This window comes from Streptomyces sp. NPDC057137 (assembly GCF_042670825.1).
Taxonomy (GTDB): domain Bacteria; phylum Actinomycetota; class Actinomycetes; order Streptomycetales; family Streptomycetaceae; genus Streptomyces.
Window position 1 is genome coordinate 26,714 of the sequence record NZ_JBHUUW010000061.1, and the last position, 18,934, is coordinate 45,647.

Genomic DNA, 18,934 nt, shown 5'->3' on the forward strand with positions numbered 1-18,934 from the left:
CGGGTGGGTGCGGTGGGCGCAGAGGGCGACCAGCGGTTCGGGGAGTTCGTCGCGGTACGGCGGCACGGTCATGTGGCCGAGCTGGTGCTCGACCGGCCCAAGGCCATGAACGCGGTCTCGACGGAGATGGCGCGCTCCATCGGCGCGGCCTGTGCGGCGCTCGGCGCGGACCGGGACGTACGCGTCACCGTCCTCACCTCGACCCACGAACGCGCCTTCTGCGTCGGCGCGGACCTCAAGGAGCGGAACTCGCTGAGCGACGCGGAGTTGGTACGGCAGCGGCCGACCGCCCGCGCCGCGTACACCGGCGTACTGGAACTCCCGATGCCGACCGTCGCGGCCGTGCACGGCTTCGCCCTCGGCGGCGGATTCGAGCTGGCGCTCTCCTGCGACCTGATCGTCGCCGACCCGACGGCGGTCGTCGGGCTGCCCGAGGTGTCGGTGGGCGTGATCCCCGGCGGCGGCGGTACGCAACTGCTGCCGCGCCGGGTCGGAGCCGCCCGCGCCGCCGAACTCATCTTCACCGCACGGCGGTTGGCGGCGGCCGAGGCGCACGAGCTGGGCCTGGTCGACCAGCTGGTGGGCGAGGCGGCCGACCGTGACGAGGCGCTGGCGCTGGCCTCCCGTATCGCCGCGAACTCGCCGGTCGGACTCCGGGCGGCGAAGCGGGCCCTGCGGCTCGGGCACGGGCTCGACCTGCGGGCCGGCCTGGAGGTCGAGGACGCGGCGTGGCGGTCGGTGGCCTTCTCCGGGGACCGTACGGAAGGTGTCGCGGCGTTCAACGAGAAGCGGAAGCCGGAGTGGCCGGGCGAGTAGGACGTACGCAGGCCGCTCGCGTGGTGGACGGAGAGTGACGCCCCCTCGCTCCGAGTGATCAAATCACCCCAAAACACCCTAAGGTGGGGTGATGGGAGAGGACGTACGGCTACGGGCCGTGGTGGAGCTTGCCCAGGCCATGGCCTCGGCGCACACCCCGCACGAGTCCTGGCGGGCCGCCGCGCTCGGCGCGCGCGACGCGCTGGCCGGCAGCTTCGCCGCGCTGTCCGTGTGGGAGCGGGACCTCGGGCAGCTCAAGGTCCTCGTGAACGCGGGGGATCTGGCGGAGGGGGAGGAGGAATTCCCCGAGGACGAGTCGTATCCGGTGCACCGGTTCCCCGAGATCGCGGAGTTCCTGCACGAGCGGTGGGCGGGCGGGGGTGAGCCCAACGCGTGGGTCGAGACGGTCGACGGCCCGGCCGCCGCGGCCGGTGCGCCCGGCTACTGCCACCAGCGGGTCGCGGCGCTGCGCAGGCGCCGCCGGGGGTGCTGCGTCGTCGCGCCGATCGTGCTGCACGGGCGGGCCTGGGGGGAGCTGTACGTGGCGAGGCCGCTCGGGGTGCCGGTCTTCGCGCGAGCCGACGCGGACTTCGCGACCGTCATCGCGTCCGTCGTGGCGTCGGGGATCGCGCAGACGGAACGGCTCGAAGAGGTCCGCCGGCTGGCGTTCACGGATCCGCTGACGGGGCTGGCGAATCGCCGCGCGGTGGACATGCACCTGGACGAGGCGGTCGCGCTGCACCGTACGGACGGGTCGGTCGTCAGCCTCGTCGTCTGCGACCTCAACGGCCTCAAGCGGGTCAACGACACGCATGGGCACGCGGTCGGTGACCGGCTGCTGGAACGGTTCGGCTCGCTGCTCTCGGTGTCCGGCGCGCAACTGCCGGGGGCGCTGGCGGCGCGGCTGGGCGGCGACGAGTTCTGTCTGCTGACGGTGGGGCCGACCTCGGACGAGGTGGTCGCGGTCGCCGACGAACTGTGCCGCCGGGCCGCGGAGTTGGAGCTGGGTGAGGGGGTGGCGTGCGGGGTCGCGTCGACGGGGGACGCGATCGGGCCGCTGAAGTCCGCCCGGCGCCTGTTCCGTCTGGCCGACGCGGCGCAGTACCGCGCGAAGGCGGCGCGGTCGGTGGGGCCGGTGGTGGCGGGGCGGGACGGGGGAGTGGTGCGACTGGCGGACGAGCCGCCGCGGGCGCCGGAGGGTGGGGAGCGGAGGCGGTTCCGGGGGATGAGGGGGTCCTCCGGGGGTGGTGGGTGAACGGTGCGGTTTCGTTGCCGCCCGGTGGTCGGGTGGGTTGCGGTTGTCGGCTGGCGGTCGGGGGGCGGGTCCTTCGGAGGGGTATGTCCGGACGGCATGATTTACGGCGCGTGCAGGGCTCGTTGGACCCGAGGGAGCCGGGTTTCTCACGCGCCACAAATCAGCCTGAGTGTCCGGACACACCCCTCCTGCGGCCCCGCCCCCCTCACGCCGCCCCCGCGGGCTGTTCGAACCCCACTCCCGCCCGCGGGTTGGAAGGGGGACGCGCAGGGGTCGTGGTCGGACACTCAGGCTGACTTGTGCCGCGTGGACAAGTCGGGTCGTCGGGTCCAACGAGCGTTGCACGCGGCGTAAGTCATGCCGTCCGGCCATGGCCCCGGAGCGGCACCCGGCCACCACCGCAACCACCCAGCCCGTCCGGCGCTTGAGGACAACCCCACCACCGGCCCGCACGCGCGGCACCGGCAAACGAAACCCCCGCTAGTGACACGTTGAGTTTCAATACGTACGCTCCTGAATATGGATATGCACACTGTCGTCGTGGGGACCTCCGGCACCACCGCCGAAGACGTCGTCGCCGTCGCCCGCGGCAACGCCCGCGTCGAGCTCTCCGCCGACGCCCTCGCCGCGCTCGCCGCCGCCCGCGAGATCGTCGACGCGCTCGCCGCCAAGCCCGAGCCCGTGTACGGCGTCTCCACCGGCTTCGGCGCGCTCGCCAGCCGTGCCATCGGCCCGGACCTGCGGGGGCGGCTCCAGCGCAACATCGTGCGGTCGCACGCCGCCGGGATGGGCCCCCGCGTCGAGCGTGAGGTCGTGCGGGCGCTGATGTTCCTGCGGCTCAAGACCGTCGCGTCCGGGCACACCGGCGTACGCCCGCAGGTCGCGCAGACCATGGCGGACGTACTGAACGCGGGGATCACCCCCGTCGTCCACGAGTACGGCTCCCTCGGCTGCTCCGGCGACCTCGCGCCGCTGTCCCACTGCGCGCTGACGCTGATGGGCGAGGGCGACGCCGAGGGCCCGGACGGGGTCCTGAAGCCCGCCGGTGAGCTGCTCGCCGCGCACGGCATCGCGCCCGTCGAGCTGCGCGAGAAGGAGGGCCTCGCGCTCCTCAACGGCACCGACGGGATGCTCGGCATGCTGGTCATGGCCCTCGCCGACCTCCAGCGGCTCTACACCTCCGCCGACATCACCGCCGCGCTGACCCTGGAGGCCCTGCTCGGTACGGACAAGGTCCTCGCCCCCGAGCTGCACGCCATCCGCCCGCACCCCGGCCAGGGCGCCAGCGCCGACAACATGCTGCGGGTGCTCGACGGGTCCGGGCTGACCGGGCACTTCCAGGAGGACGCCGCGCCCCGGGTGCAGGACGCGTACTCCGTGCGCTGTGCCCCGCAGGTCGCCGGCGCGGGCCGGGACACCCTGGCGTACGCCCGGATCGTGGCCGATCGCGAGCTGGCGTCCTCCGTGGACAACCCGGTCGTGCTGCCGGACGGCCGCGTGGAGTCCAACGGCAACTTCCACGGCGCCCCCGTCGCGTACGTCCTGGACTTCCTCGCGATCGTCGCCGCCGACCTCGGCTCCATCGCCGAGCGCCGTACGGACCGGCTGCTCGACAAGAACCGTTCGCACGGCCTGCCCGCCTTCCTCGCGGACGACCCCGGTGTCGACTCGGGCCTGATGATCGCCCAGTACACGCAGGCCGCGCTGGTCAGCGAGATGAAGCGGCTGGCCGTCCCGGCGTCCGTCGACTCCATCCCGTCGTCGGCGATGCAGGAGGACCATGTGTCGATGGGCTGGTCGGCGGCGCGCAAGCTCCGTACGGCCGTCGCGCATCTGACGCGCATCGTCGCGGTGGAGATGTACGCGGCGACCCGTGCGATCGAGCTGCGTACGGGCCTGGTGCCCGCGCCCGCCTCGCGGGCCGCCATCGAGGCGGTGCGTGCGGCGGGGATCGAGGGGCCGGGTCCCGACCGGTTCCTGGCGCCCGATCTCGCGGCGGCGGACACGTTCGTGCACGAGGGCCGGCTGGTGGCCGCGGTGGAGCCGGTGACCGGTCCGCTGGCCTGACGTCCGGGGTGTACGCGGAGGGGGCCGCCCGGCTGCCGGGCGGCCCCCTCCGGTGGTGCTGCCGGGTCAGGGGGACTCGGGGGAGCCCTGTTGGGCGGTGCCGGCGGACTGCTGCTGACCGGCGCTCTGCTCGTTCGTGGCGTTCGCCGAGGGGACGAACCACATGAGGCAGAGCAGGATTCCGGCGGCTATGGCCGTCAGCAGCGGTCGGCGTACGACGGACACGTACACGTAATCGATCTCCCTTGGGAAAACGCCGAATTGGCTGGGTGCGCTGATGCTAGTGAAAGCAGCGGGTCGCGGGAAAGTCGCCCGGGGGTAGAGGCTTACTCTCCGGTTATGAGCACTCCTGAGACCTCCCGTTTTGTACGGCTGCACGTTGAATTGGTGCTGGAGATCAGCGACCCGGAACAGCTGACCGCCGCCGCCCTGACCCGTATCGCCTCGGACGATTCGATGCCGGACGAGGAACGTGACCATGCCCGCTCGGCGGTACGGGAGGACGAGGCGGAGGCCCTCGCCTATCTCGTCGAGCCGTCGGAGCTGGTCAGCGAGGTGCCCGGGGTGGAACTCGCCCAGGCGTCGTGGAGCAGTCAGCAGATCGACTACGACCCGGAAGCCGTGGAATGGGATCTGGACGAGGAGGACGGGGAGCACGAGGAGGGCGGCGCGGACGCCGTCGGAAGCGGGGATCTCGGGCGGCCCGGCGTGGTTTAGCTCACGAGCGTGACACCCTTGGCCCCGGGACGCCGTCGAAAGCGGACCGGGGCTTACACATGTGCTGCCCGTGTACATCCCGGAGTACGAGTGGCGTTGCCCACATCTTCGTCCGATGTGGAACCGGACGAACCGGTACGGGTGTTCTTAAAGGTCAGTAGGCAGGGAATCGGCAACGATGGAGAAGCGTGTGATGACGAACGGCAAGCGGCGCAAGGGCCTGACGGCCGCGTCCGCACTGCTCGGCGGAGTGCTGGTGCTCTCGGCCTGCAGCAGTGGCGACGGTGATAAAGACTCCGGAGCCGAGCGTTCGAAGGATTCGCAGGCGCAGGTGGACGAGGCCGCGGCGAAGGACACCTCCGAGGCCCAGATAGCCATCTCGCCCAAGAACGGCGCCGACAACGCGGGCATCAACAACGACGCGAAGGTCACCGTCACCAAGGGCACGCTCACCAAGGTCGACATGACCACCGCCGACGGGGCCGTCGTCAAGGGCACACTGGCCGCCGACGCGAAGAGCTGGAAGCCGGACGGCCAGCTGGAGCGCTCCACCACGTACAAGATCACCGCGACGGCGAAGGACTCCAAGAACCGCGAGGCTCACGAGAACTCGTCCTTCACCACCGTCTCGCCGAACAACAGCTTCATCGGCAACTTCACGCCCGAGGACGGCTCGACCGTCGGCGTCGGCATGCCGGTCTCGCTCAACTTCGACAAGGGGATTACCAACAAGGCCGCCGTGCAGGGCGGGATCACCGTGACGTCGAGCAGCGGCCAGGAAGTCGTCGGCCACTGGTTCAACTCGCAGCGCCTCGACTTCCGCCCCGAGCAGTACTGGCAGGGCGGCTCCACCGTCACGCTGAAGCTGGCGCTCGACGGCGTCGAGGGCGCGGACGGTGTCTTCGGGGTCCAGCAGAAGACGGTCACCTTCAAGGTCGGCCGTAACCAGGTCTCCACGGTCGACACCAAGGCCAAGACCATGACCGTCCAGCGGGACGGCAAGACGATCAAGACGATCCCGATCTCCGCCGGCTCCCCGGACAACCCGACGTACAACGGTCAGATGGTGATCTCCGAGAAGTTCAAGGAGACCCGGATGAACGGTGCGACGGTCGGCTTCACGGACGACGACGGCAAGGGCGAGTACGACATCAAGGACGTGCCGCACGCCATGCGGCTGTCCACGTCGGGCACCTTCATCCACGGCAACTACTGGGGTGCCGACTCGATCTTCGGCTCGTCCAACACGAGCCACGGCTGCGTCGGTCTGAACGACGCGAAGGGCGCGAACGACCCCGACCAGATGGGCGCCTGGTTCTTCAACCAGTCGATCGTCGGTGACGTGGTCATCGTCAAGAACTCCCCGGACAAGACCATCCAGCCCGACAACGGCCTCAACGGCTGGAACCTGAGCTGGGCGGACTGGCAGGCCGGCTCCGCCGCCTGATTCCTCTCCGTTCCCTGCTTTTCCCGTTCTCCACTGCGGCGGCACCCCGGTCGGGTGCCGCCGCAGTGCGTTCACCGAGCCGCTTACCGGGGCTTATGAGGATTGTGTGGCTTCCCGCGCAACCGATGGCGTGGGAAGTGTGTCTCACTGTCCGGAAAGCCCGCACAACTCGGGGGCGCGGGGCGGGTAGTGAGCGTAGGTTCGGATCATGCTGATGACTCTGGGAACCCCGCCGTCCGAGGCGGAGACAGACGCCTGGCATGACGTGATCGCGGCTGCCCATCTCCAGGACGTGCCCGCGTCCGTCCCGGAACCCGGCCGCACCGAGACCGCGGGGAAGCTGCGTGTGCAGTCGCCCAACGGGCGGATGCTGCATCTGGTGTGGGCCGCCCCCGACGGGTCGTACGACGGTGTCGCCACGCTGCTCCTGTTCACCGAGGAGAGCAATCGGCACACGGCCTTTCTCGACGCCCTGGTCGTCCGCCCCGAGGCCAGACGCCGCGGCGTGGGCGCACAGCTGTGGGGTGCGATACGGGCCGAACTGACCGCCGACGGGCGCAGCTCGGTCTCCACGATGCTCGAACTGGGCGGCGCCGGTGAGGCGTTCGTCGACGGGCTCGGCTTCAGCAAGGTGCTGCCGCTGGCCTGGTACGTCCAGCGGGTCCCGGAGGCGAACGCGGAGCTGCCCGAGGCGCGGCTGCCCGACGGCTATCGCTTCGTGGACTGGGAGGGCGTCGTGCCGGACGCGCTGGCGGACGAGTTCGCGCGGGCGCACGAGGTCATGGAGGACGCCCCCAGCGGTGGTATGGACGAGCGGACGCCGAGCTGGGACAGGGAGCGGGTACGGGGCGCCGCCCGGCTCGTCGACGACCGGGGCGGCATCCTGCTCACCTCGGTGGTGCTCGCGGACGCGGACGGTACGGGAGCCGGGAGCGTCGCCGCGTACACCGAACTCGTCCTGCGCGACCCGTCCCACACCCGGGCGCTCCAGTACGACACGGTGGTCGTCCCGGAGCACCGCGGGCGCGGACTCGGCCGGGCGGTCAAACGCCATCTGCTGGGCACGCTCGCCGAACGCCACCCCGGAGTACGGGAGATCAGCACCAGCGTCGCCGACGACAACGCGCCGATGCTGGCCGTGAACGCGGCGCTCGGCTACCGGCGTGAGCGGCCGGCCGGGATCTTCCAGGCCAAGCTCTAGGTCCTGTCCGCCGGACAGGACCCAGACGGGCGGGGCGCGTTGGCCCGTCTCAGCTCTCCGACACCATCCTTCCCGCCCGCAACTCCAGCCGGGCGCCCGTGAATTCGCTCCGGAAGCGGCGGTCGTGCGAGACCACGACCACGGCGCCCTCGTAACCGACGAGCGCCCGCTCCAACTCCTCCACCAGGCTCAGTGCCACATGGTTCGTCGGCTCGTCCAGGATCAGCAGATCGGCGGGCCGGGTCAGCAGCCGCGCCAGTTCGAGCCGGCGCCGCTGCCCCACCGAGAGTCCGGCGACGGGCACGGCCAGATCCTCCGCACGGAACAGCCCGAGAGCCAGCAGCTCGTCGGTGTGCTCCTCGGGCAGGCCCCGGCGGCCCGCCGCGAACGCGCCCAGCAGCGAGAGCCGTGAGTGTGTGGACGCGGTGGCCAACTCCTGTGCCAGATAGCCGACTTCGGCCGTACGGCGCGCGGTGCCCGCGTCCGGCGCGAGATCCCCGGCGAGCACCCGCAGCAGCGTCGTCTTGCCGGCGCCGTTGGGCCCGTCGACCAGCAGCCGCATCCCCGCCTTCACCTGGAGCGAGTCCAGCCGCAGCCGGTCCCCGACCACGACGCCGGACAGCTCGGCCAGCATGCCGTCGGCCCCCGAGGTGGCCGGGACACCGGCGAACGTGAGCGGTTCGGGAGGGGCGGGTACCGGCTCCCGTTCCAGTCGCTCCAGCCGTACGCGCGCCGCCCTGACCTGCCCGGACAGCTTCGCCTCGTGCGAGCGGCGGTGCTTGCCGAAGCCCTGCTGCGGGTCCTTCCCGGTGGCCGCGAGCCGCTGCCCGGCGGCCGTGACCAGCTCCTTCGTGCGGGCCAGATCGTCCAGCCACTCCTGATGGTCCTGCTCCCAGCGGCGGCGGGCGGCGGCCTTGGCCGTGCGGTAGCCGGTCCAGCCGTCGCCGTACCGCGTCACGGCGCGGGTGTCCCGGTCGACCTCCAGGATCGTCGTCGCGACCCGCTCCAGGAACGCGCGGTCGTGGGTGACGGCGACCACCGTGCCGCGGTGCGACCGGAGTTGCTCCTCCAGATAGGTGGTGGCCCGGAGATCGAGATGGTTGGTCGGCTCGTCGAGCAGCAGCAGTTCGGGCGCCGACGCGAGGACGCAGGCCAGCGCCACCCGGGACTGCTCGCCGCCGGAGAGCGACCCGAGCGGGCGGTCCCGGCCGACGTGGGCGAGCCCGAGTCCGTGCAGGGCGGCGTCGACGCGGGCGTCCGCCTCGTAGCCGCCGCGGTCCTCGTAGGCGGTCAACAGATCGCCGTACGCGAGCAGTTCGGCGTCGGTGGCGTCCGCGAGCGCGGCCTCGGCGGCCCTGATCCGGCGTTCGAGGTCCCGCAGGTCCGCGAGGGCGGCGTCGACGGCGGCCTGGACGGTCCGCCGGGGGTCGAGTCCGAGGGTCTGGGTGAGATGCCCGACCCCGCCGGGGAATTGGACGGTGACCTCTCCGCCGTCCGGCACCTCGGCCCCGGCGAGCAGCCGGAGCAGGGTGGACTTGCCGGAGCCGTTCTCCCCGATGACACCGGCCTTCTCGCCGGGCCGGACGGAGAGTGACACCTGATCGAGGACGGTCCGGTCGCCGTACGACTTGGAGACGTCTTTCATCGACAATTGGGCGCGTTCGCGCATGATTCTTCCCTGAAAGTGACATGCCCGCGAGCGTGCGCGCGTCGGCGCACGGCGAGGCTGCGTGATGTCGGACGGGCGGAGAGGGGGACGCCGGCGGTCCTGAGGAGGACCTGGGCCTAGGCGTCCGTGCCCGGAATCAGCGGAAGAAGTAGTACGAGTACACACCCATGCGGGCGAGTGTAACGAGGGACGCCGGAAGGCGCCCGGAATTTACGCCCGCCCCGCCCGCCCCTCCGGCTACAGCTTCGAGGCCAGCTCGAAGGCGTGGGCCGACACCCACGTGTACGCGGCCCGCACCTCGTCCACCACGCCCCGCTCGCGCAGCGCGGTCATCGCCGGGTCGCCCCGGTCGGCGGCCTCGTCGATGCCGCGCCAGCAGCGGTCCTGCCACCAGAGGATCGTGCGGACGATGCCGTCCCGGTCGTCCAGGCCGTAGGCGTCGCAGACCAGGGTGATGCGGCGGGCCGCGTCGGCGACGTCGGGGATGCGGGGGCCGAGGTCCAGATACTGCCAGCAGACATGGGCGACGTCGTGGATACGCTCGCCGGGGGCGGCCAGGTCCCAGTCGACGAGGGCCACGGGCAGCCCGTCGGCGTAGACCGTGTTCCTGGGCGACAGGTCGTTGTGGCACACCACTTCGCGCCCGTCGGCGAGCGGTGATCCGGCCGTCAGATCGTGGAACTCCCGTACGAGCTCCGCGACCCGCGCCAGCCGCGCGTCCGACACGGGCAGATCGACCTCCCCCTCGATATGACCGAGCACCTCGCGCCCCTGCTCGTCCACACCCCGGTACCGGGGCGCCCCGCCCCAGCCCCGCTCCTCGAACAGCCCCAGCAACTCGCTTGTGAAAGCGGCGCGTTGGGGAGACGGCGTGCGGGAGCGGCGCACGGTGTCCCCGACACGTACGACCTGATTGACGAACCCGCCGGGCAGAGGAGTCTCTTCCATACCCCCACGATGCCAGGCCCCCGCTCCGTCCGGCTCGGGGCAGCCGCCTCAACAGGCCGGGGGCCGGCCCCGGCCGCACCCCGTCATACCCCGTTACGGATCCGGGTGCGCGCGTCCGTGCCGCGTATCGCCGTCGTGCGCGTCGATGTGAAGAACTCCACCGGATCGCGGCGGGTACGCCAGGGCAGGGCGTTCACATAGCCGTCGATCAGGCGGAACTGCTCCAGCGCCTCCTCGTGCCGGCCCTGCCGGGTCAGGAAGTACGCCAGCAGATGCCGCAGCTCCGGCAGGCGCGGGTGGTCCTGCGGCGCCGTCTCCGTGTCCGTCAGGGCCGCGTCGACCAGGGCCATCAGGCGCTGGGTCGTGTAGTCGCGCGCGCTCGCCGTCGCGTCGTGGTGGTCGAACCACGCGATCAGCGGGAACGCCGTCATCAGCGTGCCCAGCGGCGCGTCGGCCGTCGCCTGGGCCGCGAACTCCTCCGCCAGCTCCGCCGAGCCGTGCCACCGCGCGCTCCAGTACTCCATCGCGGCCTCGTGCGCCCCGTACAGCGGCGCCGACGTGGGATGCGGCGTACGGGCCGTGATCTCCGCCCACAGTTCGCGCATCTGCTCCGGGCCGTAGCCGACGCCCAGCGCCGTACGGATCTCGACGATGTACGGCGACGGGTCGTCCGGGCCCAGCGCCGCCGCGCGGGCGGTGTCGGCGCGGGCGCCCGGCAGCAGCTCGTGGAAGCTGTCCGCCTGCTCCGGCGTGGTGTGCTTGGCGTACGGCGAGCCCCGCAGCAGCCACGCGCGCGAGACCGTCGCCGATGCCTGGACCAGCTCCGCGTCCACGTCGGGGGAGCCGTCGGAGCCCGTCGCGCGCCACGCCCGCAGCCAGGAGTCCTCCTGCGCCGCCGCCTCGCCCAGCACCCGGACGTAGAGCGCGCGGCGCTCCCAGTCCCGGTCCTTGCCCGTCGCGGCCAGCAGCTCCGCCGCCGGCCTCCAGCGGTCCGCCCGCGCCTCGGCGAGGGCATGCTCCAGGGCGGCGTCCGCGCCCGCCAGTTCCGTGTTCTGCCGGTCTCTGGGGAGCAGCCCCAGCTCGGCCTCCGTACCGACGAGCGAGGACACACTCCGGCGGGCCTTCAGCCAGAACCAGATGCCGAACGCGAAGAGGACGAAGGGCAGAACGCGTGCCATGGGATGGCCCCCAGGGGTACGGAGAACAGGTGAAGAGATGGTGTGGGGGATCTGCGGAGTATGCACCACCGCAGGTCAGCCGGGCAATGGTGCCTCTCGCTGTCCGGTCCCGGCCGCGCTCCCTGGTGCGGCGGCCGAAGGGCCGGAGCCGCTACCGCGGCAGCGTCGCCGGATTGCCGCCGTTCGCCTCGTAACCCGCCACCGCCAGCGCCCGGTACGTCGCGTACTGCGCCGCCGGGTCCTCGTCGACCGTCCACGGCAGCGCGCCGACGTAGCCGTCCACCCGTACGAGCTGGTGCATCGCCTCCGACCAGCGACCGCCGCCCACCAGGAAGTGGATCAGCAGATGCCGTACGTGCGCGAGCATCGGGTCGTCGGGGCGGGCCGCGTGCACCGCGTAGAGCGCGCCCTCCATCGCCTTGGAGACCACCGCGCTGCCGTAGAAGTCCCGCACCAGCGCGACCTCCGGCAGATGCTCGTACACCGCGAACAGCGGCAGCGCGGCGAGCAGCGAGCCCTTCGGGGCCCGCGCCGCCGACGCCGTCGCGAACCGGTCCGCCTCCTCGCGTGAGCCGTGCCACTTCTCGCACCAGTAGTGCAGCGCCGCGAGATGCGCGCCCATGTGGTCCGGCGCGCGGTCGATGATCTTCGCCCACAGCTGGTCGAACCGCTCGTGCGGATAGCCGAGCCCGCGGGCCACGGCCAGCTCCACGATGTACGGCACGGGGTCGCCGGGCGACAGCAGCGCCGCGTCGCCGCAGACCGAGCGCGCCTCCTCCAGGATGATCCGGAACTCGTCCGTGCCCGCCGCCGACGACCGCCATGCCTGTTGAACCAAGAATTCCGCGTGAACCTGCGCGCCGCCCGCGTCCTTCGGCGAGTCCGCGCGCCACGCCCGCAGCCACGCGCCGCCGACGCCCGGTTTCTGCTGGAGTTCCAGCGAAGCGGCGCCCGCGAACGCCTGCACGCGCTGCCAGCGCACCTCGCCCTCCTTGGCCGTCCCGGCGAGCAGCTGCGCCGCCGCCCGCCAGTCCTGGGTGCGCTGCACGACGTCGAGTACGTCGAGAAGGTCCTGGTCAGGCCCCGGCAGCCGGACGTCGAGGTCCTCCTGCCGGACGAATTCGTACGCGTCCGGGTCGGCGGCGTCGGGCGAGCCGGGCGCGACCTGGCGTATGCCACCGCGGCGGCGCCGTACGAACGGGCCGACGGCCGCCGCCACCAGGCCCATCGCGATCAGGAACCAGAGAATCTCCATACGTTCCATTGTCCCGGACGCGGACGGCGCTCTCCGCCGGGCCCCGGCCCGCTACCCTCGGGGCTCATGAGCGACCAGCACAGCTTCGAGACCATCGCCATCCACGCGGGGAACACACCTGATTCCCTCACCGGCGCGGTCGTACCCCCCATCTATCAGGTGTCCACGTACAAGCAGGACGGCGTGGGCGGACTGCGCGGCGGCTACGAGTACAGCCGCAGCGCCAACCCCACGCGCTCCGCGCTGGAGGAGAACCTGGCGGCCCTGGAGGGCGGCCGGCGCGGGCTCGCCTTCGCGTCGGGCCTCGCCGCCGAGGACTGCCTGCTCCGTACGCTGCTGTCGCCGGGCGATCACGTCGTGATCCCCAACGACGCGTACGGCGGCACCTTCCGGCTCTTCGCGAAGGTCGTCTCGCGCTGGGGCGTGGAGTGGTCGGTGGCCGACACCTCGGACCCGGCGTCGGTACGGGCGGCTCTCCGGCCCCGTACGAAGGCGATCTGGGTCGAGACCCCGTCGAACCCGCTCCTCGGCATCAGCGACATCGTGGCTCTCGCCGAGGTCGCGCGCGGCGCCGGCGCGCGGCTCGTCGTGGACAACACCTTCGCGAGCCCCTACCTCCAGCAGCCGCTCGCCCTGGGCGCCGACGTCGTCGTGCACTCGACGACCAAGTACATGGGCGGTCACTCGGACGTCGTCGGCGGCGCGCTGGTCACCGCGGACGACACGCTCGGCGACGAACTCGCCTACCACCAGAACGCGATGGGCGCGATCTCCGGCCCGTTCGACGCCTGGCTGGTGCTGCGCGGTGTGAAGACGCTCGCCGTCCGGATGGACCGCCACAGCGAGAACGCGACGCGCGTCGCGGAGATGCTGGTCCGGCACCCGAAGGTCTCGAAGGTCTACTACCCGGGCCTGCCCGACCACCCCGGGCACGAGGTCGCGGCCAAGCAGATGAAGTCCTTCGGCGGCATGGTGTCCTTCCAGGTCGTCGGCGGCGAGCAGGCGGCCATCGAGGTCTGCGGCAAGGCGAAGGTCTTCACGCTGGGGGAGTCCCTCGGCGGTGTCGAGTCGCTGATCGAGCACCCGGGGCGGATGACGCACGCCTCGGTGGCGGGCTCCCCGCTGGAGGTGCCGGACGACCTGATCAGGCTGTCGGTCGGCATCGAGTCCGGTGACGATCTGCTGACGGACCTTCAGCAGGCGCTCGCCTAGAGCCAGTTGGGCGCGGGGGCGCCGGGGGCGGTCACCAGCCCTCCAGCGGCGGGGTCTTCTCGGACGGCGGGACCGTCCACGGCTCCACGACCCACGCCCACACCGCGAAGACGATCACGACCACCACGACGAACGACCAGAACAGCAGGCGCGCGGTGCGCCTGCGGTTCAGGGCGCGGACGCCACGGGCGGCCGCGCGGGCCGGCAGATCGACGGGGACCGGCGGATGCGGCAGGTCGAGCATCCGGCGGACCTCGTCCTCCTTACGGCTGTGGCCGCTCATCGCGCGGCCTGCCGGGAGTGCGCCGAGAGCAGCGACAGCGGCCAGTGCCCCGCCGGCCGGCGGGGCGGCGCGGGCCGCCGCATCGCGGCGACCGCCCGCGCGCAGATCGCGCGCACCCGATCGACCGGCAGCCCCAGCAGCGCCGCCGTCTGCTCCTCGGCCACCCCTTCGTACAGGCGCAGCACCAGAATGAGGCGCTCCTGCGGGCTGAGCCGGCCGAGCAGGCCCTCACCCGTCCGGGGGTGCCGCCAGGCACCCCGCGCGTAGCGGGTGACCAGCTCCTGGCGTGCGCGGTCGTACGGGTCCCCGTCGCGCAGCCGGTCCCAGTCCGCGTACGTACGGGCCAGGGCGGCCGTCAGCAGTTGCTCCGCGCGTGGTTTGGCGTCGGCCGGCTCACCCGTCAACAGTGTGGCGGCGTGCAGCAGCCGGCCTGCCGCGCCCGCGACGAACGCCTCGAACTCCCGGGCGCGACGGCGATCCGTACTCGCCTGCCGTCGCTCTCGCACACCTCATATGAGGACAGACCCGGGCCCAGGTCAAGAGGCCGGCGGTGGCTCCGTGCCGGAGGGTTCGTCCACCGGGGCCCGGTGCGGAGGCGGTTCGGCCGACGCGGGGCCCGACTGCCGTGCGGACAGGGCGGAGTTGAACCGGGTCAGGAGGGTGCAGAACGATTCTCGTTCGTCCTCCGTCCAGCCGTCCGTGACCTGTGACATCAGCTCACGGCGCGAGGATCTGACCTCTTCGAGGCGGCTCAGCCCGCGTACCGAGAGTTCGAGGACGACGGCGCGGCCGTCCTCCGGGTGTGATGTGCGCTTGACCAGGCCGGTGTCGACCAGCGGCGCGACCTGGCGGGTGACGGTGGAGGAGTCGATCCCCATCCCCGCGGCCAGCGCCTTGACGCCCATCGGGCCTTCCAGATCAAGCCGGTTGAGCAGCAGGTAGGCGGCGCGGTCCATGGAGTTGCGCACCTGGCCGACGCCGCCGAGGCGGGTCTGTTCCGCCCGTCGGGCGAAGACGGCCACCTGGTGCTGAAGGGCGTCGAGAAGTGCGGCGTCGTCAGCCGCGATGTCGCCGGCCGCGGCGACGGGTTCGGTGGCGACGGGTTCGGTACCGACGGAAGATGCCGGTGCGGTCTCTAAAGGTGCGGAGCCGGAGGGGTCGGAACCGGAGGATTCGGAGCCGGAGCCCGGGGAGGCCGACACAGCGGAAGTCATGTCCTGAGTAGGGGGCATGGCTGGGGCTCTCTCGTGCGGTGGTCGGATGGTGGGGGACAGAGTACGCGGCCCTGCCGGTAGCCGTACCAGCCCCGCGTAAACCCGTGGACGCCGCCTTCTTCCGGGCGGCCGACCGGTCGATGAGCTGCGAGACTGGCCGTCATGACCTTCGGTACGTCTCGTCCCTCCGGATCATTCAGTTCCGCCTCGCCGCGTGGCTCCGTGCCCGCGCTGATCCTCGACGACATCCGCGGGGCGCAGAAGATGCTCACCGGTGTGGCGCGGATGACCGCGATGGAGGGCAGCAGGCATCTGACGCACCTGGTCGGCGCACCCGTCCACCTCAAGTGCGAGAACCTGCAGCGGACGGGGTCGTTCAAGCTGCGCGGCGCGTACGTGCGGATCGCCGGGCTCTCGCCCGAGGAGCGCGCGGCCGGTGTCGTCGCCGCCAGCGCCGGCAACCACGCGCAGGGCGTCGCGCTCGCGTCGACCCTGCTCGGTGTGCGCTCCACCGTGTTCATGCCGCTCGGGGCGCCGCTGCCCAAGGTCGCCGCGACCCGTGAGTACGGCGCGGAGGTACGGCTGCACGGCCAGGTCGTCGACGAGACCCTGGCCGCCGCGCAGGAGTACGCGCGGGAGACCGGCGCGGTCTTCATCCACCCCTTCGACCACCTGGACATCATCGCCGGACAGGGCACGGTGGGCCTGGAGATCCTGGAGCAGTGCCCCGAGGTACGGACGATCCTCGTCGGTCTCGGCGGCGGCGGGCTCGCCGCGGGCATCGCCCTCGCGGTGAAGTCGGTGCGCCCGGACATCAAGGTGATCGGCGTACAGGCGGAGGGCGCCGCCGCGTTTCCGCCCTCGCTGCGGGCCGGGCGGCCGATGTCGATCGACGAGCAGCAGACGATGGCGGACGGCATCAAGGTGGGCCGGCCGGGCGAGATCACGTTCCCGATGATCAGGGACCTGGTCGACGAGGTGCGTACGGTCTCCGAGGACGAGCTGTCCAGTGCGCTGCTGCTCTGTCTGGAGCGGGCGAAGCTGGTTGTCGAGCCGGCCGGGGCGAGCCCGGTCGCCGCGCTGCTGAGCACGCCCAAGGCGTTCCGGGGGCCGGTGGTCGCCGTGCTGTCGGGCGGCAATGTGGACCCCCTGCTGATGCAGCGGATCCTGCGCCACGGGATGGCGGCGGCCGGGCGCTATCTGGGGCTGCGGCTGCGGATCACCGACCGGCCGGGGGCGCTCGCGACGCTGCTCGGGGTGCTGTCCGTGGCGGACGCCAACGTGCTGGACGTCAGTCACGTACGGACCGATCCCCGGCTCGGGCTGACCGAGGCGGACGTGGAACTGCATCTGGAGACCAAGGGTCCCGAGCACTGCGCGGACGTGGCCACGGCGCTGCGCGAGGCGGGTTACACGATCCTCGGCTGAGCCTTCGGCTCACCCCTCGGCGGACCCCTTGTCCGAGCCGCTGACCACCGCCCAGTCGCCTTTACATAGAGCTTACTTAAATACCTTGCCTGTCGCGATGTATCGCGTTAGCGTCAGGGCCTGCTTCCGTCGGCTTAAGCTCTCCGTTAGCACGGATTGCACCATTTGACAGCATCTGACACAACTCTGGGAGTACCCCTATGCCAGGCGCCATCTATGCCGAAGGCCTGGTCAAGACGTTCGGCGACGTACGAGCACTGGACGGCGTCGACCTCGATGTCCCCGAAGGCACGGTCCTGGGACTGCTCGGCCCCAACGGAGCGGGCAAGACCACCGCGGTCCGTGTGCTGACCACCCTGCTCCAGCCCGACAGTGGCAAGGCTTTCGTCGCGGGCATCGACGTGCTCAAGCACCCCAACGAGGTCCGCAGGAACATCGGCCTCTCCGGCCAGTTCGCCGCGGTCGACGAGTATCTGACGGGCCGTGAGAACCTGCAGATGGTCGGCCAGCTCTACCAGCAGAGCGCCCGCGCCGCGAAGGCCAGGGCCGTCGAACTCCTCGAACGCTTCAACCTCACCGACGCCGCCGACCGCACCACCAAGACCTACTCCGGCGGCATGCGCAGGCGCCTCGACCTCGCCGCGGCGCTCGTCGTCTCCCCGCCGGTGATGTTCATGGACGAGCCGACGACCGGCCTCGACCCGCGCAACCGCCAGCAGTTGTGGGGAATCATCGAGGAACTCGTCGCGGGCGGTACGACGTTGCTGCTCACCACCCAGTATCTGGAAGAGGCCGACCACCTCGCCCACGACATCTGCGTCATCGACCACGGCAAGGTCATCGCGCGCGGCACCGCCGACGAACTCAAGGCCCGCACGGGTGGCGAGCGCGTCGAGGTCGTCGTCCACGAGCGCGACCAGATCACCCCGACCCATGACGTGCTCGCCGGCTTCGGCAAGGGCGACGTGATGGTCGCCGACCACACCCGCAAGCTCACCGTCCCGGTCACCGGCGGAGCGAAGCTGCTCGCCGAGATCATCAGGGAACTCGACGCCCGCGGCGTCGAGATCGACGACATCGGCCTGCGCCGCCCCACCCTCGACGACGTCTTCATCTCGCTCACCGGCCACGCGGCCGAGGAGGGCCGGGAGAACGGCGAGAACGGCGAGAAGGGCGACGGCCCGGTGGATGCCAAGACACCGGGCACGGCACCGGGCGCGACAGCGGCCAAGCCGTCCGACACCGAGACGACCACGGACCCGAAGACGACCACGGACCCGAAGGAGAGCGCCAAGTGAGCGCCGTGACCGAGGCCTCGCCCAAGGCCCTCGCCCCGCACCCGCGCGGCGGCATCGTCCAGTCCGTCCGCGACTCGCTCGTGGTGGCCAAGCGCAATCTCATCCGGATGATGCGCATCCCGGAGATGATCATCTTCGGGCTGATCCAGCCCATCATGTTCGTGGTGCTCTTCACCTACGTCTTCGGCGGCTCCATCAACATCCCCGGCGCCCCCGCCGGCAGCGCCCAGGCCTACCGCGAGTTCCTGATGGCGGGCATCTTCGCGCAGACCGTCACCTTCGCCACGGCGGGCGCGGGCGCCGGCATCGCCGACGACATGCACAAGGGGCTCATCGACCGGTTCCGCTCACTGCCCATGGCACGCGGCGCGGTCCTCACCGGACGTACGCTCGCCGACCTCGTACAGACCGCCCTGACGCTCGTCGTCCTCGCGGCCGTCGCCCTGATCATCGGCTGGCGCACGCACGAGAACATCGGCAGCGTCCTCGGCGGCTTCGCGCTGCTGCTGCTGCTCGGGTACGCGTTCTCCTGGATCGGCGCGCTGATCGGGCTCATCGTCCGTACGCCGGAGGCCGCCACGTCCGGCGGGCTGATCTGGCTCTTTCCGCTGACGTTCATCTCCAACGCCTTCGTGCCGGTCAACGGCATGCCCGCGTTCCTCCAACACGTCGCGGAGTGGAACCCGTTCAGCGCGACCGTGCAGGCGGCGCGTGAGCTGTTCGGCAACACGATCCCGGGCCGGGAGGCGTCGGTGACCGGGGCGTGGCCGATGGAGCATCCGGTCTGGGCCTCGCTGATCTGGTCGGTCCTGATCATCGTGGTGTTCCGCACCCTGGCCGTACGGCGCTACCGCTCGGCCACCGCGTAGTACATCGTCGGACCTCGATCGCCGGGGGGGCCGCGTTGTGCGGCCCGCCCCGGCCGTAGATGGAGGGGAGAACCGGG

18 protein-coding genes are annotated in these 18,934 nt (G+C 71.6%); 10 read left to right on the top strand and 8 right to left on the bottom strand.

The window, feature by feature from the left end:
* Positions 1-12 precede the first annotated feature (12 nt).
* The 3 genes from ACFT9I_RS32545 (at position 13) to hutH (ending at position 4,138) form a co-directional block, all read left to right on the top strand.
* Positions 13-816 carry an enoyl-CoA hydratase/isomerase family protein gene (locus ACFT9I_RS32545; RefSeq protein ID WP_382570232.1) on the top strand — a complete coding sequence of 268 codons (804 nt, stop codon included), beginning with the start codon at positions 13-15 and terminating at the stop codon, positions 814-816.
* A gap of 91 nt (positions 817-907) precedes the next feature.
* Positions 908-2,071 (top strand): diguanylate cyclase domain-containing protein, encoded by a 1,164-nt coding sequence (locus ACFT9I_RS32550; protein ID WP_382570234.1) that lies wholly within the window; start codon positions 908-910, stop codon positions 2,069-2,071.
* 525 nt (positions 2,072-2,596) lie between these two features.
* Positions 2,597-4,138, top strand: coding sequence for a histidine ammonia-lyase (gene hutH, locus ACFT9I_RS32555; RefSeq protein ID WP_382570263.1), 1,542 nt, complete (start codon positions 2,597-2,599; stop codon positions 4,136-4,138).
* 66 nt (positions 4,139-4,204) lie between these two features.
* Here hutH and ACFT9I_RS32560 read toward each other — a convergent pair whose 3' ends face one another.
* A complete protein-coding gene (locus ACFT9I_RS32560) occupies positions 4,205-4,369 on the bottom strand; it encodes a hypothetical protein (RefSeq protein ID WP_382570236.1) in 165 nt (54 codons plus the stop codon).
* A 108-nt stretch (positions 4,370-4,477) separates the two neighbouring features.
* On the opposite strand from ACFT9I_RS32560, the gene ACFT9I_RS32565 reads away from it, so the two are divergent.
* The 3 genes from ACFT9I_RS32565 (at position 4,478) to ACFT9I_RS32575 (ending at position 7,503) form a co-directional block, all read left to right on the top strand.
* A complete protein-coding gene (locus ACFT9I_RS32565) occupies positions 4,478-4,855 on the top strand; it encodes a hypothetical protein (protein WP_382570238.1) in 378 nt (125 codons plus the stop codon).
* Between the two features lie 178 nt (positions 4,856-5,033).
* Positions 5,034-6,302, top strand: coding sequence for an Ig-like domain-containing protein (locus tag ACFT9I_RS32570; RefSeq protein WP_382570239.1), 1,269 nt, complete (start codon positions 5,034-5,036; stop codon positions 6,300-6,302).
* A gap of 208 nt (positions 6,303-6,510) precedes the next feature.
* On the top strand, positions 6,511-7,503 hold the full coding sequence (locus ACFT9I_RS32575) for a GNAT family N-acetyltransferase (RefSeq protein WP_382570241.1): 993 nt from the start codon (positions 6,511-6,513) through the stop codon (positions 7,501-7,503).
* A 49-nt stretch (positions 7,504-7,552) separates the two neighbouring features.
* Here ACFT9I_RS32575 and abc-f read toward each other — a convergent pair whose 3' ends face one another.
* The 4 genes from abc-f to ACFT9I_RS32595 form a co-directional block, all read right to left on the bottom strand.
* Positions 7,553-9,172 carry a ribosomal protection-like ABC-F family protein gene (abc-f, locus tag ACFT9I_RS32580; protein ID WP_382570243.1) on the bottom strand — a complete coding sequence of 540 codons (1,620 nt, stop codon included), beginning with the start codon at positions 9,170-9,172 and terminating at the stop codon, positions 7,553-7,555.
* A gap of 237 nt (positions 9,173-9,409) precedes the next feature.
* Positions 9,410-10,120, bottom strand: coding sequence for a phosphotransferase (locus tag ACFT9I_RS32585; protein ID WP_382570245.1), 711 nt, complete (start codon positions 10,118-10,120; stop codon positions 9,410-9,412).
* A gap of 83 nt (positions 10,121-10,203) precedes the next feature.
* The gene (locus ACFT9I_RS32590) at positions 10,204-11,298 is read right to left on the bottom strand and encodes a hypothetical protein (protein WP_382570247.1); all 1,095 of its coding nucleotides are present in this window, start codon (positions 11,296-11,298) and stop codon (positions 10,204-10,206) included.
* A gap of 151 nt (positions 11,299-11,449) precedes the next feature.
* Positions 11,450-12,553, bottom strand: coding sequence for a hypothetical protein (locus ACFT9I_RS32595; RefSeq protein ID WP_382570248.1), 1,104 nt, complete (start codon positions 12,551-12,553; stop codon positions 11,450-11,452).
* Positions 12,554-12,619: 66 nt separating this feature from the next.
* Here ACFT9I_RS32595 and ACFT9I_RS32600 point away from each other — a divergent pair, with 66 nt between their 5' ends.
* Positions 12,620-13,765, top strand: coding sequence for a cystathionine gamma-synthase (locus tag ACFT9I_RS32600; RefSeq protein ID WP_382570250.1), 1,146 nt, complete (start codon positions 12,620-12,622; stop codon positions 13,763-13,765).
* A gap of 31 nt (positions 13,766-13,796) precedes the next feature.
* Here ACFT9I_RS32600 and ACFT9I_RS32605 read toward each other — a convergent pair whose 3' ends face one another.
* The 3 genes from ACFT9I_RS32605 to ACFT9I_RS32615 are packed head-to-tail and all read right to left on the bottom strand — an operon-like array spanning position 13,797 to position 15,115.
* Positions 13,797-14,048 carry a hypothetical protein gene (locus ACFT9I_RS32605; protein ID WP_382570252.1) on the bottom strand — a complete coding sequence of 84 codons (252 nt, stop codon included), beginning with the start codon at positions 14,046-14,048 and terminating at the stop codon, positions 13,797-13,799.
* Positions 14,045-14,554, bottom strand: a complete 510-nt coding sequence (locus tag ACFT9I_RS32610; RefSeq protein WP_382570254.1) for a sigma factor-like helix-turn-helix DNA-binding protein — start codon at positions 14,552-14,554, stop codon at positions 14,045-14,047. The genes ACFT9I_RS32605 and ACFT9I_RS32610 overlap by 4 nt, the downstream gene beginning before the upstream one ends.
* Before the next feature lie 30 nt (positions 14,555-14,584).
* Complete coding sequence (locus ACFT9I_RS32615) at positions 14,585-15,115, bottom strand: MarR family winged helix-turn-helix transcriptional regulator (protein ID WP_382570264.1); 531 nt, start codon at positions 15,113-15,115, stop codon at positions 14,585-14,587.
* A gap of 411 nt (positions 15,116-15,526) precedes the next feature.
* On the opposite strand from ACFT9I_RS32615, the gene ilvA reads away from it, so the two are divergent.
* From ilvA to ACFT9I_RS32630, 3 genes are all read left to right on the top strand, one after another.
* Positions 15,527-16,690: a threonine ammonia-lyase gene (gene ilvA, locus ACFT9I_RS32620; protein ID WP_382570266.1), complete on the top strand. Its 1,164-nt coding sequence runs from the start codon at positions 15,527-15,529 to the stop codon at positions 16,688-16,690.
* 200 nt (positions 16,691-16,890) lie between these two features.
* The gene (locus ACFT9I_RS32625; RefSeq protein WP_382570255.1) at positions 16,891-17,988 is read left to right on the top strand and encodes an ATP-binding cassette domain-containing protein; all 1,098 of its coding nucleotides are present in this window, start codon (positions 16,891-16,893) and stop codon (positions 17,986-17,988) included.
* Positions 17,985-18,857, top strand: a complete 873-nt coding sequence (locus ACFT9I_RS32630) for an ABC transporter permease (protein ID WP_382570256.1) — start codon at positions 17,985-17,987, stop codon at positions 18,855-18,857. The genes ACFT9I_RS32625 and ACFT9I_RS32630 overlap by 4 nt, the downstream gene beginning before the upstream one ends.
* Positions 18,858-18,934: the final 77 nt, after the last annotated feature.